At 38.7% G+C, this 15,327-nt stretch carries 11 protein-coding genes and 4 pseudogenes; 14 read left to right on the forward strand and 1 reads right to left on the reverse strand.

What is annotated here, in order from left to right; genetic code table 11:
* Positions 1 to 154: 154 nt before the first annotated feature.
* Entirely contained in the window at positions 155 to 3,646 is a 3,492-nt protein-coding gene (locus IGI82_RS03805; protein WP_375806095.1) for a MucBP domain-containing protein, read from the forward strand.
* A 103-nt stretch (positions 3,647 to 3,749) separates the two neighbouring features.
* Here IGI82_RS03805 and IGI82_RS03810 read toward each other — a convergent pair whose 3' ends face one another.
* Positions 3,750 to 4,184, reverse strand: a complete 435-nt coding sequence (locus tag IGI82_RS03810; RefSeq protein ID WP_005225210.1) for a hypothetical protein — start codon at positions 4,182 to 4,184, stop codon at positions 3,750 to 3,752.
* A 531-nt stretch (positions 4,185 to 4,715) separates the two neighbouring features.
* Between IGI82_RS03810 and IGI82_RS03815 the strand changes: the two are divergent.
* From IGI82_RS03815 to IGI82_RS03875, 13 genes and pseudogenes are all read left to right on the forward strand, one after another.
* Positions 4,716 to 6,209 (forward strand): annotated as a pseudogene (locus IGI82_RS03815) (helix-turn-helix domain-containing protein).
* 485 nt (positions 6,210 to 6,694) lie between these two features.
* The gene (locus IGI82_RS03820; protein WP_005225213.1) at positions 6,695 to 7,075 is read left to right on the forward strand and encodes a DUF7006 family protein; all 381 of its coding nucleotides are present in this window, start codon (positions 6,695 to 6,697) and stop codon (positions 7,073 to 7,075) included.
* Between the two features lie 198 nt (positions 7,076 to 7,273).
* Positions 7,274 to 7,867: an HD domain-containing protein gene (locus IGI82_RS03825; RefSeq protein WP_060792975.1), complete on the forward strand. Its 594-nt coding sequence runs from the start codon at positions 7,274 to 7,276 to the stop codon at positions 7,865 to 7,867.
* Between the two features lie 206 nt (positions 7,868 to 8,073).
* A pseudogene (locus IGI82_RS03830) lies at positions 8,074 to 8,415 on the forward strand (DNA topoisomerase); the annotation flags it as partial.
* Between the two features lie 773 nt (positions 8,416 to 9,188).
* On the forward strand, positions 9,189 to 9,611 hold the full coding sequence (locus IGI82_RS03835; protein WP_002307506.1) for a cupin domain-containing protein: 423 nt from the start codon (positions 9,189 to 9,191) through the stop codon (positions 9,609 to 9,611).
* A gap of 83 nt (positions 9,612 to 9,694) precedes the next feature.
* Positions 9,695 to 10,348: an ABC transporter ATP-binding protein gene (locus IGI82_RS03840; protein WP_002307505.1), complete on the forward strand. Its 654-nt coding sequence runs from the start codon at positions 9,695 to 9,697 to the stop codon at positions 10,346 to 10,348.
* Positions 10,345 to 11,109: an ABC transporter permease gene (locus tag IGI82_RS03845; protein ID WP_002318452.1), complete on the forward strand. Its 765-nt coding sequence runs from the start codon at positions 10,345 to 10,347 to the stop codon at positions 11,107 to 11,109. The genes IGI82_RS03840 and IGI82_RS03845 overlap by 4 nt, the downstream gene beginning before the upstream one ends.
* Before the next feature lie 175 nt (positions 11,110 to 11,284).
* Positions 11,285 to 11,491: pseudogene (locus IGI82_RS03850) on the forward strand (IS256 family transposase); the annotation flags it as partial.
* A 534-nt stretch (positions 11,492 to 12,025) separates the two neighbouring features.
* Positions 12,026 to 12,598, forward strand: a complete 573-nt coding sequence (locus tag IGI82_RS03855) for a Dps family protein (RefSeq protein ID WP_002292150.1) — start codon at positions 12,026 to 12,028, stop codon at positions 12,596 to 12,598.
* 144 nt (positions 12,599 to 12,742) lie between these two features.
* Positions 12,743 to 13,447 carry a Crp/Fnr family transcriptional regulator gene (locus IGI82_RS03860; RefSeq protein ID WP_003125436.1) on the forward strand — a complete coding sequence of 235 codons (705 nt, stop codon included), beginning with the start codon at positions 12,743 to 12,745 and terminating at the stop codon, positions 13,445 to 13,447.
* 228 nt (positions 13,448 to 13,675) lie between these two features.
* Positions 13,676 to 14,014 (forward strand): hypothetical protein, encoded by a 339-nt coding sequence (locus IGI82_RS03865; protein ID WP_003102891.1) that lies wholly within the window; start codon positions 13,676 to 13,678, stop codon positions 14,012 to 14,014.
* Positions 13,999 to 14,853, forward strand: a pseudogene (gene lgt, locus IGI82_RS03870) (prolipoprotein diacylglyceryl transferase). Before IGI82_RS03865 ends, lgt begins: the two are co-directional and overlap by 16 nt.
* Before the next feature lie 146 nt (positions 14,854 to 14,999).
* Positions 15,000 to 15,233: a heavy-metal-associated domain-containing protein gene (locus IGI82_RS03875; RefSeq protein WP_003125439.1), complete on the forward strand. Its 234-nt coding sequence runs from the start codon at positions 15,000 to 15,002 to the stop codon at positions 15,231 to 15,233.
* The last annotated feature ends 94 nt before the right edge of the window (positions 15,234 to 15,327 follow it).

Here is a 15,327-nt window from a genome sequence, read left to right on the forward strand (position 1 = left end):
GATGAACCATGTAATACTATCAAAATGAACAGGGGTATCCTGTGTCTAAAGATTGTAATTAACAAGTCGTCACCATCATCAGAAGGGGAAGTTTGTCGATAGGTGAAAGATAGGAAAGCGTATCGTATTTAAACGAATATAAAAGGAGAATGTTATGAAAAGGAAATTTTGGGGCTATTTGTCATTGGCGATCTTGTTAAGTCAGCCTGTGTTGGCACCTTTGGCACAAGTTATGGCTGAGGAACAGGAAACCATTCCATCAAACAAAGAAATCACGACATTAGGAACATTAGAAAAAGTGGAGGAGACTACTGAAACAGTCGATTCTTCTCGTATAAAAGAAGAAATCAACGGTGACACCACAAGTAACTCAGAATCGCAAGAAGTGGTTAATGATGATGAGAAAAGTGGCTCGACGGAAAGTACAGAAAAAAACCTCCCTGATTCAAGTAAAGACACAGCTAGCTCGGCAACTGAATCATCAGCGGAAATGAAAGAGGCATTCTCTAATCGAAGCGTTTCATTAGACGCTTGGATGCCGGATAAGAATTTGCAAAATGAGGTAGCGAAAGGGCTAAACAAAACAGTTGATACGATCACTCAAGAAGATATGGTGAATCTAAAACAGTTAGATTTTTCTTCTTTAGTCAAAGACACAGTAGTCGATTTTACTGGTTTAGAATACGCTAGCAACTTGCAAGCGTTATACACGACGTCTATTATTGCTACGAATGTTCCCCAAATCACTATGGCGGAAAATGCAACATTGTTTACCCGTCCTAATGTACTAGCACACGTTCTTCCAAAAGGATCTTTTTCAAATATCCACATAGGAAATTATGATGCCTATTTGACAGCCCAAGAATTAATTGGGGTTGGTCAATATCTTAGTGGATGGGTAACAGATTATCTGACGGTCTATGCAAGTAGCATGACGGATTTTTCTAAGTTAGAGCTATCTCCAGAACACCATCAAAATTCCCAACTATCTATTATGACTCAGGAGAAAATACTATTAGAGCCAATGCTAGTAAAAGATGGCCAATCTGATGTTCTTTATAAAGACCGTATGATGGTTGATACCCAAGGAAATGCGTTGCTCTCTTCTTTGTCCAACAAAAAGTATTCTTATTCGATTCGGGGGATAGATAAAAATGGCTATATCTTTCCCTTATATGAAAATGATGGGTTTGAACTGACTGAAGAAGGGATTCAATTTAAAAATATTCCCGCCAATGTTGACTATTTGTCAATCACTTCTCTGGTTCCTAATCGTTTATCCACCGAGAGAGCTGCTAGTACAGGTACCATTCAATATTTAGTGAATTATCAAGTACCTGTGAAGTATGTGAATACTGCAGAAGATGTTACGGTCAAGTATCTTGACGAAAACGGACAGACGCTTGCACCAAATGTCACTTTATCAGGGTATGTAGGCGACCCCTTTACTACGGAAGAAAAGGATATCTCAGGCTATACACTGAAAGAGATCCAAGGGGATAGGATAGGGACCTTCAGTGATGTCGCGCAAGAAGTCGTTTATGTCTATGAACGTAGTGATGCAGCGCCAGTTACCGTGAAGTATGAAGATACAGAAGGCAATGAATTGGCAGCACCAACCGTAATGAATGGCAAAATAGGTCTGCCCTATACAAGCGAAGCCAAAACGATCCCAGGCTGGTTTGTAGCTCAAACGCCAAGCAATGCTAATGGGACCTATAGTGAAACAGCTCAAGAAGTCGTTTATGTCTATGAACGTAGTGATGCAGCGCCAGTTACGGTTAAGTATGAAGATAAAGAAGGGAATCAACTATCTGCACCGACAGTATTAAGTGGGAAAGTAGGGTTACCCTATACAAGTGAAGCCAAAGCAATCAACGGCTGGTACGTATCCCAAATGCCAACTAATGCCAACGGGACTTACAGCGAAACGGAACAAGAAGTGGTTTATGTCTATGAGCGTAGTAATGCGGCACCAGTGACGGTCAAGTATGAAGATAAAGAAGGGAATCAACTATCTGCACCGACAATATTGAACGGCAAAGTAGGTTTGCCATATGAAAGTGAAGCCAAAGCAATCAATGGGTGGTACGTTTCTCAAACACCAACTAACGCCAACGGCACTTACAGTGAAAATGAGCAAGAAGTAATTTATGTCTATGAACGTAGCAATGCAGCGCCAGTTACCGTGAAGTATGAAGATACAGAAGGCAATGAATTGGCAGCACCAACCGTAATGAATGGCAAAATAGGTTTGCCATATGAAAGTGAAGCCAAAGCAATCCCAGGCTGGTACGTATCCCAAATGCCAGAAAACGCCAATGGGACTTACAGTGAAAGTGCTCAAGAAGTAATTTATGTCTATGAACGTAGCGATGCAGCGCCAGTTACTGTGAAGTATGAAGATACAGAGGGGAATCAACTATCCGCCCCGACAGTATTGAGTGGCAAAATAGGGTTGCCATATGAAAGTGAAGCCAAAGCGATCTCAGGCTGGTTTGTAGCTCAAACGCCAAGCAATGCTACAGGTACATTTAGCGAAACGGCACAAGAAGTAATTTATGTCTATGAACGTAGCGATGCAGCGCCAGTTACTGTGAAGTATGAAGATACAGAAGGAAATCAACTATCTGCACCGACGGTATTAAGTGGCAAAATAGGTCTGCCATATACAAGTGAAGCTAAAGCAATCAATGGCTGGTACGTTTCTCAAACACCAACTAACGCTAACGGGACTTACAGCGAAACGGTACAAGAAGTCGTTTATGTCTATGAGCGTAGTGATGCAGCGCCAGTTACTGTGAAGTATGAAGATACAGAAGGCAATGAATTGGCAGCACCAACCGTAATGAATGGCAAAATAGGGTTGCCATATGAAAGTGAAGCCAAAGCGATCCCAGGCTGGTTTGTAGCTCAAACGCCAAGCAATGCTACAGGTACATTTAGCGAAACGGCACAAGAAGTCATTTATGTCTATGAACGTAGTGATGCAGCGCCAGTGACGGTCAAGTATGAAGATACAGAAGGGAATCAACTATCTGCACCGACGGTATTGAGTGGCAAAATAGATTTACCTTATACAAGTAAAGCTAAAGCCATCCCAGGCTGGTACGTTTCCCAAATGCCAACTAACGCTAATGGGACTTATAGTGAAAATGCGCAAGAAGTTACCTATGTTTATGAACGTAGTGATGCAGCACTGGTTATCGTAAGATATGAAGACATGGAAGGAAATCAATTAGCTGAACCAACGATCCTTAATGGAAAAGTTGGCTTGTCTTATGAAAGCAACGCCAAAGAAATATCTGGCTGGCGGGTTTCAAAGACGCCTAAAAATGCAAAAGGTACCTTCAGTGATGCCGTCCAAGAAGTTATTTATGTTTACAGTGCTGATAAAGAGAATGAACCGGGAGAAGATTCAGGAAAAGATACACCAGAATCAGAAAACAAGACGCCGGACGAAGAGAACGGGAATAGCTCAGGAAATAACAGCAAGCAAACAAACACACAAACCAAATCAAAAAATAAGTTGCCTGCAACAGGAGAACAACTTACAGGTCAACGAATCATGGGCTTTTTGGGAGTCATCACTGTTCTGTTTTCTTTCGTAGTAATTTTGAGACGAAAAAGAAAAACTGAAAATTAAAAGCTTTTCAATAGAGAGGAAAGAGTATCCAGAATTGATTGTTTTCTGGATACTCTTTGTTTAACCCTATTTAAATATGAGCGAGAATATAGGTTTTTATCAGTTATCTTTCGAATGTTACGTTCTTGAATTCATCATTCAAGCCATCACGATAGGCAATAGTCAAGACTAATTTTCCTGTTGTTTTGTCATAGTCTTCCACGTTTAGTTCTAGAGAGAAGTTCTTAACATTGGCATCAATATAAGAAACAATTTCTTTTTCTTCCTCACCGATTTTTATCGAAAGTGTGCTTTCTCCTAATAAATTCGCCTCCTCCAGAACTGTTTTGGCTGAGCGTATTTCAGGCTGATAGAAGACAGTGTTTGTTTGAGTTAAATAGATTCTACTTATTCGCAACGGAACTGTGATCTTTCCAAAGTCATTTGAGACAACGATCCCAGGTTTATTACTAGGGGAGACAAAGACAGCGAGACTTATTAAAATTGGAACGAGAATACTAGCAACACTTGACCATACTATTTTTTTTGATATTTTCATTGATTTCAGTTCATTCAGCGAAGCATGAACACCTGTCCCCCCATTCTTTTTAATTAATGTAAGAAGTTAGCTTGATTATGGCGAAGATACTTTAAAAATAACTGTACTAATTTTCAACTTTATATAAGCGTAATTGATAGAAAGTAAAAGCTTTTGGAATTGTTGAAATGCTCAAAGGCTACCTAACTCTTCGATTGTAAATACTCCTAAAAACCGACTCTCTTACTATCGTAGCAAAATATACGGTTTTTTACTTTTATTATTATAAAATAATTTTTTGATAAATAGCGCTTTGGACTGTTTTGTCGTCTTAAACTAGCTGTTAGAAAGAGCAATGTTCTCCAGACGTAGTAACTCGTAGTTCTAAGTAGTTGTAGCCATGATTTTGCTTATCCTAAATGATTCAGAAGGTGATAGTTTCAGAGACAGCTTCTTATAAAATGAAATAAGTAGTCAATGAATACACACTGAATGAAAATAGATCGTGAAAGGAGTATAATTACCTTAAAAATAAAGTTAAGAGGTATTATTATGTATAAATTTCTTTTAACTAAATTAGACCAAGATGTTTATGAATTGTTTGCGCATTTTTTTGAGCAGGCTGTGGAGCGTGAAAAACTAAATGTTCTTGCTGAAAAGACAAACTTATCAAAACGACGAATCGTCTTAGTTTTTGAGCGAGCACTCGATTTGCAAACGGCGTATCCTTATTTTGAGATTGCGTTGCATGAAGGTAGAGAGATGACGCTTTATTTTGCGCCGAATTTTCTTTTGTCTAAGCTTTATTCGGTCATGCTAGAAGAAAGCATGCCATTTCAAATTTTAGACAGACTCTTTAGTGATAAGTATGTGTCGCTGGAAGAAACCGCCCAACAACATTATGTCAGCAATCGCACGGTTCAAAGAAAACTAAAGGAAGTAGAAACGATTCTTGAAAATTATCACATTCGATTGAACCTAAAAAGAAAACCGCTTTTTGTGGGCGAAGAATACCGCATTCGGCATTTTTTCCACATCATGTATTGGCAGATCTATGATGCAACGAACGTGCGTTATAGTGGATTGACGAAACAAAGTGTCAGTACATTGAAGAAAAAGTTGACAAGTTATCCCAGTTTTTATCGCGGGATTGATCAGGAGAAATTTGTTCAATTGTTGGCGTTAAGTATTTATCGTTTTAAAAGAGGCTTTCCTGTAAAAGAGATTCCTCAAGAGATGAGGGAGATGAGGCATCTGACGATTTCCTTTGAAGAATTTAAAGAAGAGCTGATCAAGCCATTGCTAAGAGACAATTTGATTCTAAATGGGCTTCCAGAAACAGAATTTCTCTTCTTGTATTATATGTTTTCTGTCATGACGACGTACTTACCTGAAGAGATTCCTAGTCAGTTAACAATTGGGGATCATTTTTCTCCACGAGCAATCGCTGCAGCAAGGCTATTTGCGGAAAACGCTCAGAAAGTTTTTCTCGTTTCTGAAAGCAATATTGATTATCTGTTGGTCAATGCCTTGAATATTCATTCGGTTTCGCTTCTTTTTGCATCGAAAAATAAGATCGATGCCTTTGGAAAAAGCACCACGGACAAAGATTATCGCCGTGTCTTTCCTAAGATTTTTCCGTTTGTTCAGGAGATGTACGAATCGTTAGCGCAACAATCACCAATTTTTTCAACCATGTATGAAGCGAACAATCGCTTGCTTTTTCAATATAGTATACTTCTTTCTCTGGTAGCGAAAATTGATCGTTCTACGGTTCGTATTTTTCACGAATCAAAATTCGGAAAAATCCAAGAAATCAGACAAAAGGAATGATTGAAGCGCTGGTTTGGGTACACACTTTCATTTGTTTCCGAAAATCCCGATTTTGTCGTGACAGATTATCCCGTCAATCGGCAAGCTTTTATTGACCAAAATCCCAACGTCCAATTTTTTAAATGGAATAGTTTTCCAACGGGGGATCGCTGGCTTGAACTGATTGAAGCAGTTGAAAAGTTCCAGAATGAGTTTAGTCAAAAACATACGTAAAACTGTGGATTTCACAGTATGAAAAAAAGGAGGATTCTCAAAACCAGAGAATCCTCCCTTTTTTTAGTAGGAAGCGAAAAGTTTTGCACAGCGTTTCTCAGATTTCCTATGTAGTTTGTCAATCGCTCAATCGGCTATTGGGCTTGTTTACTTTTATGAAACTAAAATTGATACGATCCAACCCGAAGGTATCTAACAGGACTTTATTTGCTTCTAACAAACAAATGATTGGCGTCTCCTTTCCTAAAAAACATGTAATAATGCAGGCATAAAGATCTCGGTCAACAGAAACGTTTTACGAAAAAGCGAAGGTAAGAAAGAGTGTTCGAATCCTCTATTTAACGTAATGCTAGTGATTTCAGCCTAAAGGTCGATTTCCTTTCAATATTTCCATAGAGTACGCATCGACGTATTCGTTCCAACGATAAACACATAAACAGGATTTTACATAAGATTCACCAATCAATAGAACAGGAGGACTAAAGATGGAGTCAGCATTTAAGATCCATTCAATGGAAGAATATTTAAACTTCTACATGGAAGAAACGGAGCGGCTTTTTTTCAAGGAAGAGTTTCCAGAACTCAAAGAAAAGATTCTTGCCAATTGCTTCGAAATCAAACGAGCGATCCAAGAAATCAATCACGAAAACTTTTTTGAACAGTATGCGAGAATCAATACATTAGAAGCAGAGATTTTGATTATTTTGGAATGCAGTGAATTGCGGGGGAGTGACAATGTGGTCCCTTTTGCTGAGGCAGAAATTTTGCAAGTGGCGAAACAAGATAGCAAAACCTATTTTAAAGAAAGATGTGGGCTGACATTGATCGCGCCTACGCCCCATTCATTGCATTTTTCCGTGGAGTAGTTGAAGTAACAACAAAGATCATTCGTGAGGAAAAAGTGTTATAGGAAGTTTGAAAGGAGCCTTTCATTAAGGTTTGTGCAGGAGTAATTGTTTTACCAAAAGAAAAGGCTGCAGTTTTTTTATGCAACTTTGGAGGCATTGTGGAAAAAAGCTGTACCTTTGATATAAATTCATTCAACAAATAATTGGAGGTCACAGATGAATGCAATAGAAAAGAGGATCCAGTTTATTGTCGAAGCTGACAAGCTTAAAGCCATCCTTAGACAATCGACACTGATCTATGATAGAAACCAACGGGAAAATGATGCAGAGCACACCTGGCATTTGACATTATGTGCACTATTGCTTGCAGAACATGTCGCAACCGAAGGGCAAGTGGATTTGTTGCGAGTACTCAAAATGTTAATTATTCATGATATGGTAGAAATCGAAGCAGGTGATACCTATTGTTATGATGAAGCTGGGTACCTGGATAAAGTACAGCGAGAACGGGAAGCAGCTACAAGTTTATTTTCTACATTACCGAGAGAACAATATGATGAATTTATGGATTTGTGGGAAGAGTTTGAGGAGATGGCAACCGTAGAAGCAAAATATGCAGCGGCAATCGATAGGTTACAGCCTGTCTTGCAGATATACTACTGTGACGGGAATACCTGGTTAGAAAATAACATTGATGTTGAACGCGAATTAAAACGAAACGAGGTCATCAAAGAAATTATGCCAGAAGTTTGGGACTATGTTAGAAAACTTATAGATGATGCCGTAAATAAAGGTTGGCTGAAGCAATAAAGCAAAAATCAATAAGCTGCTAAACATGAGCCGAAGTAGAAGAGCATCATCAAAATGAACACCAAATGTACTAGAAGAGAAGGAATGGTTATGAGTATCGGGGAAGTAGGGTATATTTTTACAAAGTATTTTATCGTAACAGTGTCTATTCTTACATCAATATATACAAGATCGTCAAAAAGCATTTAGATGAAGCGGAAACAATCGTGATTGCGACCGACAGCGACCGAGAAGGTGAAGCAATCGCCCGCTTGATTATCAACCTTTCGGGAAATAGCCGGAAAACCATTAAACGTTTATGGATCAACTCGCTTGAAACTAGCGAAATCAAAAAAGGATTTCAAAATCTGAAGGACGGACAGGCGTTTTATTCCACTTACAAAGAAGCAGAAACCCGACAAATCGCTGATTGGCTGGTAGGAATCAATCTCACCCGTCTTTACACGCTTTATATGCAGAAAAACGGCATGAGAGGCGTGTTTAGCGTTGGACGCGTCCAAACCCCGACTTTGTTCTTGATTTACCAACGCAACGAAGAAATCAAACATGCATTGGCACTTAAACTCTTATTACTGGAGTTAAATTCATATGATTTTTAATCTGCAAAAAAGTTTATAGCACCGTCGCTTATACCAGAAAATATAACAAACGCCGCATTGTTTTTTTGTGCACTTTAATAATCTATTCAACTAAGGAATTAAGCTGGCTGTCAAGAGAGTAATATCGTATCGAATCTCAGGTGGAAATTTTCTGCGGTATCTTTTTTGACTGAAATGACATTAGTGTTTTTTGGGGATTGTGTATGTAAGTATTTTTTAAAATCATTTTAACAAGTTTTGGACAAAAATTCTCATGAAAAAACAGAATTTAAATAGCATGATAAATTAGAGAAGATAGTTTAATGTGCTTATAGGAACACCCCACTTTTACAGTCACAATCAATAACCTTGCTACTTTCTTTCGAAATTGATAAGATTCTAAAGGATTGACAACGCTTGATAGTGAGCATAAACTTAATATACGCTAGTTAGTTTACAAGTGCAAACTAAAAAAGTATGATGTGTCGTCTCTGAAATTCTCCCTGATTCAAGTCATAACCAGAGTACATATCGGTTATTTTTTGATTCCATATTTTTTCCTTTATGTGCTGAGGATTAAGGGGTACCAATTGTAATTGCGCGTTATATGGTCTTTGTTTAGAATCGCTCTCCAAAAAGCCAATTTTTTGCATAGAATTTTAGATGTGGTACCATTAATTAGAATTATTATAAATAAGAAGTAGGTATCATTGTTTTAGTAAAAAGACTAGGAGGAATGGAAGATGGAAATAGACTACAAGGATCATGGGAAGAAGCCGTATATCATTAATATTGAAGACGCCACCACAGGAAATGATAATTACCGGACGACCATTTGGACAGGCAGTAAACTGCAAGTCACCGTAATGTCCATTCAACCGGGCGATGACATCGGTTTGGAAGTGCACGAAGGCATTGACCAATTTATCCGTATTGAAGAAGGAGAAGGCGTGTGTAAAATGGGGCCTTCTAAAGATAACTTACATGTTCAACAAAAAGTGATGGATGATGACGCCGTATTTGTTCCGGCGGACATGTGGCACAACATCGAAAACACCGGTGATAAGCCGCTCAGACTGTATACCATTTATGCTGGTCCAGATCACCTTGAAGGAACGGTTCACCCTACTCATGAAGACGCCAAAAACGATCCAAACGAACACTGAGGTACACTAGGATGAAACAAAAGCCCTGCACCCGTATGGATGGTCCACTGGTGCAGGGCTTTTTTATAAAGGAGAGATGTGGTATGAGTGATTCATTGTTTCAATTAGAGAAGGTTGGTTTTCAGGCAAACGGAAACCAAATCCTTCAAGATATCTCTTTTACAGTAAACAAAGGGGAAGTGATTGTTTTTTCTGGTCCTTCTGGAAGTGGAAAAAGTACCCTTTTGAAATTAATTGGTACGCTGCTTTCCCCAACTTCCGGAAAAATTTATTATCGAGGTACGGATCTGCAAAAAATCGATCCTGTGGAGTATAGAAAAGAAGTCTCTTATTTCTTTCAAAACGCTTCTCTATTCGATGAGACAGTTCAAGAGAACTTGTCTTTTCCTGCCCGCATAAGAGAAGAAGGATTTGATCGGGAACGTGCAAAAAAATTGTTAGAACGAGTTCAAATACCTGAAACTTACTTATCGAAAGAGGTCAAGGAACTATCAGGAGGGGAAAAACAACGGGTTGCATTGGTCCGAAATTTGATGTATCAACCGAAAGTGTTGCTCCTGGATGAAGTTACCAGTTCATTGGACCAAGAAAACAGAGCGATTGTCCTTGATTTAGTCCGAGACATGATGAAAGACCAACAAACTACGGTGTTGGCCGTCACTCACAACCAGGAAGAAATCGACCAAGCTTCTCGTCTGATTACTATCAAAGGTGGAAAAATGGAGGAATCGAAATGACAAACAATTTGGAAATCAGTAATCTTTCTTTGCTTTTATCCTCTGTCCTCTTGATAGTTGCCTTGTTGATTGATTACAAAGAGAAATTGGGATTAGGAAACGACATTTTTATTGCGGGAATTCGCGCTGTCGTTCAATTATTCCTTATTGGATATGTATTGAGCTACGTATTACGAGTGGATAACAACTTTCTCACTTTAGCGATGGTTTTGTTCATTGTGTTCAACGCTTCTTATAACGCCCATACACGCAGTGAGGGGATCAATCGCTCTTTTAAAATTTCAACGACGGCTATTGGAGTAGGAACAGCCTTGTCCTTACTCATTCTTGTTTTTTCAGGAGTCATTGACTGGTCCCCTTCCCAAATCGTTCCAATTACAGGCATGATTGCCAGCAACGCCATGACTGCGATTGGAGTGACCTATCGGTCTTTGAATTCAAAATTTACGGACCAACGCCAACAGGTATTGGAAAAATTGGCATTGGGAGCCAATAAAAAACAAGCGTCCATGAGTATTGTAAGAGAAAGCGTCAAAACGGGCATGGCTCCTTCTATTGACCGAACAAAAACGGTTGGACTTGTCAGCCTACCAGGTATGATGTCAGGGTTGATTTTTGCGGGAATTGATCCTGTTCAAGCGATTCGTTACCAAATTGTTGTGATGTTTATGTTGATTTCAGTTACTGCGATTTCTTCGTTTATTGCTAGTTATATGGCTTACCGTGAGTTTTATAACAATCGCAGTCAATTAATTATATGATTTGGGATGATACACTACTCTTAAAACCAGTGGTTACAATTTTATGTAGTTAAAAGAAGACCTCACGAGAATAATTGCAAAAAGAACTTCATTTTTTAAGGAAGAAGGATATTTTTGTCATCGAATCTTTGGAACGACTAGGGCGAAACTATGATGAAATTTTTTATATAGTGCAGCAACTGGATTGATTGAATCCTTTAATAAGCAAATCAAGAAATACAGCCACCGCAAGGAACAGTTCCAAAATGAAGAGTCGATGGAACGTTTCTTAGTCTCGTCTTTTGATACTCACAACCAAAAATTCCTAGGTCGCAGTCATAAAGGTTTCCAACAGGCCGAAGGCGAGCTCGAACAAATGCTGAGTCAACCGATGGAGAATTAGAAACAATCTACAGTAGGAAAGAACCATTTACACAAAATTATTGACGCTCCCAAGCTAAAACTCCTATTAATCGATCTACTAAAAATAAATAAAAAATTCTTTTCAATTTTTATTTATGGTATGACATAAATAAAGTAAAGTTATTCTTCTAGGTTAATCTTATTAATGCTCTTTCTCACTAGTGTTGCATGCAACACTAGTGAGAAAGAGCATTAAATATACTGCAAGGCAAGACATTTGGTAATTGAAGAATAACAAGCAAAAAAATAGCAGTCAGGTCTCTTGACAAAGTATAGTTGCTATTCTTTTTTTAGGCCCTACTTTAATGAAATTTTTGTTTGGAGGGAACGACTTCATTCCTTTGATTATTTCAGTTGAATTTAATAGAGAAGCCTGGCGTCTATTAAGAAATACTTTTCTTGATGAGCGTCAATTTTTTTAACGGAAATCTATCCTATACTAAATTCAGTAAAGAAAAAGGAGGAATCAAAGAAAGCTATTTTAAACAAACCAAAATTATAGGAGGAATAAATCATGACTGAAAATAAAGCCACTCAAGAAAGAACACCCCAAGAAAGATTGCAAGAAGAACAAGAACACAAGGAACATGTTCATCATACGAAAATTAATGCAGCGGCCATTGCGGATCATCTTTTAGGCAACATGCATACATTACATGTGAAACTGCACCAATATCACTGGTATGTAAAAGGAGCCAATTTCTTTACGTTGCATGAAAAATTTGAAGAGTTGTATAACGAAAATGAAAAATGGTTCGACAAACTTGCGGAGCGTCTAATTACTTCTGGGCATAAACCTGCTTCGACAACGGTTGAATTTGAAAAATATTCGATGCTTTCGGAAGATGCAGTTAATAAATACGCTAAAGCAGAAGACATGGTTGAAAATATTATCGAGGACTTCAGAAGCACTCGTGACCTAACTATTCGCGCGATTCGTTTAGCTCAAGACGAGGGTGACGATGCTTTAGAAGATACATTGATTGCTTTTAAAAATGACTTAGACAAGAACATTTGGATGCTGCAAGCGTTCATTGGTAAAGAAGCATTAGAAGATGATGACGCTCTTGATGAGGATGAAGATTAAGGTAAAAGTAAAAGCTGATTTAGGGATTGGAATTCTTTCCAGTCCTTTTTCCATTTTCTTGATGTGCATCAATTTTTTTGTAGTAAGAGACTTATATAATAAAAGCAGCGAATATAAACAAAATAAATAAAGGGGGAGAATGAATTGACTAAACATACCCATCATGAAATTGGCGACCACGCAGCCTGTATCCGCTTGGTTCCAATATTCAATCACTTAGAGGATAGCGCGATGAATTACATTGCTGAAAAAGCCCACACGAAACAGTATCAAAAAGGAGAGTTTCTGTTTCGTTCACAAGAAAAAGAGGATACTTTATATATTATCAATCGTGGGAAAATCCGTATTTATCGATTGGCAGACTCTGGCAAAGAGCAGCTAGTGCGGATCTTGAACCCTGGTGATTTCACCGGAGAATGGACCTTGTTCAACCCGGATGCAGTACACGAGGAATATGCCGAAGCAACCCGAGATACCGTTGTCTGTATGATTCAGCAAAAAGATGTCCAAGATTTTCTGGAACAATACCCAGCTATTTCTTTAAAACTATTGGCGGAAATGTCTAAACGGTTAGAAAGTTCAGAACGTCAAACGACACAAGTAGCCTTGGAGAGTGTCATTACCCGTTTAGTTTTGTTTTTGGCAGAAAATGTGGAACCTGAAATGGGCAACTCTCCCACCATCACCCTGCCGATGGAAAAAAAGGACATTGCTTCCTATTTAGGAACGACACCTGAGACCATCAGTCGCAAATTTGGAGAATTGGAGGACGAGGGATTGATTCAACAGCTGTCTGGGAAAAGGATCAAGATTCAGGATTTAGATGATTTATTGCTTTACAGCGAATAATCGGACACACTTTTTTCTACACGTTGGTGTTCTGTCGCTCTTCATTAACAACGGGACAGAACTCAGTGCTTTTGCTTCCATCTGTCCGTTTTTGGCTTTTTTAAGACAGAACGACCTTCATTCATTGGAAAAATAAAAGCACAAACATGATAACCCTCAAGTTTTTTTGTTTTATTTTTCTTTAAGATAGGGTTGTCGAACAAAACGTAAAAATAAGTAGGGGTGAATGTGCATTATTTTTGGGTGATAGTTGCCATCACGTTGTCAGCAGCGGGTGCATTCTTTGTCGTCCCTTTCACCAAGAACACGATTGGCGGCGAAGCAAAAACGTCTAACGTTGTTGAGGCAGATAGGTTAGCTATGGAAAAAGAAGAGGAAGTTGTAAAAGGAGCCGGCGTAATCGGACACGGAAAAGTGGCGTATTACGAAGCGAGTGACCAGGGAGATAAAAGTGTATTCACTGTTTGGTTTCCATGGAGCTTAGCCGGAATCTTGTTCAGCATCACCATGACTAGAATGACGCGAAAAATTGAAGAAATGGAGCAAATAGAATGGAATTCGTATTAGGCGTTTTGAATCCCCATGCGGTGGAGATTGGTTCTGTTGTGATTCATTGGTATGGAGTCATTATTGCAGCGGGCATATTAGCGGCTCTCCAGTTGAGCACCAAGGAAGCAAAGAAAAAAGGACTGGAAGAGGATACCATTATCGATATGGCCTTATGGGCAATTCCGATTGGACTCCTCGGCGCTCGGCTTTATTATGTGTTATTTGAACTTGGTTATTATCTGCAAAATCCAGGACAAATCCTTGCGATTTGGAATGGCGGCATTGCGATTTATGGGGGATTGATTGCAGGAGGGGGTACGCTATATTGGTATGCAAAGAAAAAAGGTACTTCTTTGGCACTCGTTCTTGATATTTTAGCGCCCAATGTATTGTTAGCCCAGTCCATTGGTCGTTGGGGCAATTTTATGAATCAGGAAGCTCATGGTGGACCGGTTACTCGTCAATTCTTGGAAAATCTTTATTTACCTGAATTTATCATTGAACAAATGAATATCAATGGTACCTACTACCATCCGACTTTTTTATACGAGTCATTGTGGAGTTTGTTGGGCTTTGTCCTCATCGTCACTATACGGAACCGAAAACAGCTTTTGCGTCAAGGAGAAGTCGCTTTGAGTTACGTTTTGTGGTACTCAGTGGGTCGGTTCTTCATTGAAGGTATGCGAACGGACAGTTTATGGATTGGCGAGTAGATCCGCGTTTCACAAGCCTTGTCTCTGGCCCTGTTTATTGGCGCGATTGTAGTATGGTTTATACGCAGACAAGACTATCCACCAATTTATTATTATTCTGATGGCAATAAGGGGCAGAAAAAGACTATTAAGATGGTGAATTGAGCAAAAAGATAAAAAGAAGTGCAAAACTTGATATGCGTCAATTTTCGTTTGCTAAAAGTGAGATATACTACAGTTGTAAAGAGGAAAAGGCAGTGTTCATTAATCTGCTGCGGATAAAATAAAAACACATAAAGGAGATAGGAATTATGGAAAAAGCTATATTGCAATTAGAAACGTTGTCTTGTCCAAGTTGTATGCAAAAAATTGAAGGTGCCTTGAAATCAGTTAACGGTATTGATAAAGACAGCATTAAAGTATTATTCAACTCCAGCAAAGTCAAAACCAATTTTGATTCAGCTGTCACTTCGATTGAAGAGATTCAAAAAGCTATCGAAAACGTAGGCTATCCGGTCCTTAAAGCAAAAGTCAAGGCCGCTTAACAGATTAAATGAACTAGGCAATTCTGGAAGAAAAGCTATTTTTCCGGGATTGCTTTTTTGTTGCAATCCGATTCGAGGTGCTTAGAAACGATAA

This window comes from Enterococcus sp. AZ067 (genome assembly GCF_051715005.1).
In the GTDB taxonomy this organism is placed as follows: Bacteria; Bacillota; Bacilli; order Lactobacillales; family Enterococcaceae; genus Enterococcus_D; species Enterococcus_D casseliflavus.

Coding starts and splice junctions, on each gene's coding strand:
- IGI82_RS03825 (WP_060792975.1), top strand. CDS start 7,274: ATGAATGCAATAGAAAAGAGGATCCAGTTTATTGTCGAAGCTGACAAG.
- IGI82_RS03855 (WP_002292150.1), top strand. CDS start 12,026: ATGACTGAAAATAAAGCCACTCAAGAAAGAACACCCCAAGAAAGATTG.
- IGI82_RS03845 (WP_002318452.1), top strand. CDS start 10,345: ATGACAAACAATTTGGAAATCAGTAATCTTTCTTTGCTTTTATCCTCT.
- IGI82_RS03810 (WP_005225210.1), bottom strand. CDS start 4,184: ATGAAAATATCAAAAAAAATAGTATGGTCAAGTGTTGCTAGTATTCTC.
- IGI82_RS03840 (WP_002307505.1), top strand. CDS start 9,695: ATGAGTGATTCATTGTTTCAATTAGAGAAGGTTGGTTTTCAGGCAAAC.
- IGI82_RS03805 (WP_375806095.1), top strand. CDS start 155: ATGAAAAGGAAATTTTGGGGCTATTTGTCATTGGCGATCTTGTTAAGT.
- IGI82_RS03820 (WP_005225213.1), top strand. CDS start 6,695: ATGGAGTCAGCATTTAAGATCCATTCAATGGAAGAATATTTAAACTTC.
- IGI82_RS03875 (WP_003125439.1), top strand. CDS start 15,000: ATGGAAAAAGCTATATTGCAATTAGAAACGTTGTCTTGTCCAAGTTGT.
- IGI82_RS03835 (WP_002307506.1), top strand. CDS start 9,189: ATGGAAATAGACTACAAGGATCATGGGAAGAAGCCGTATATCATTAAT.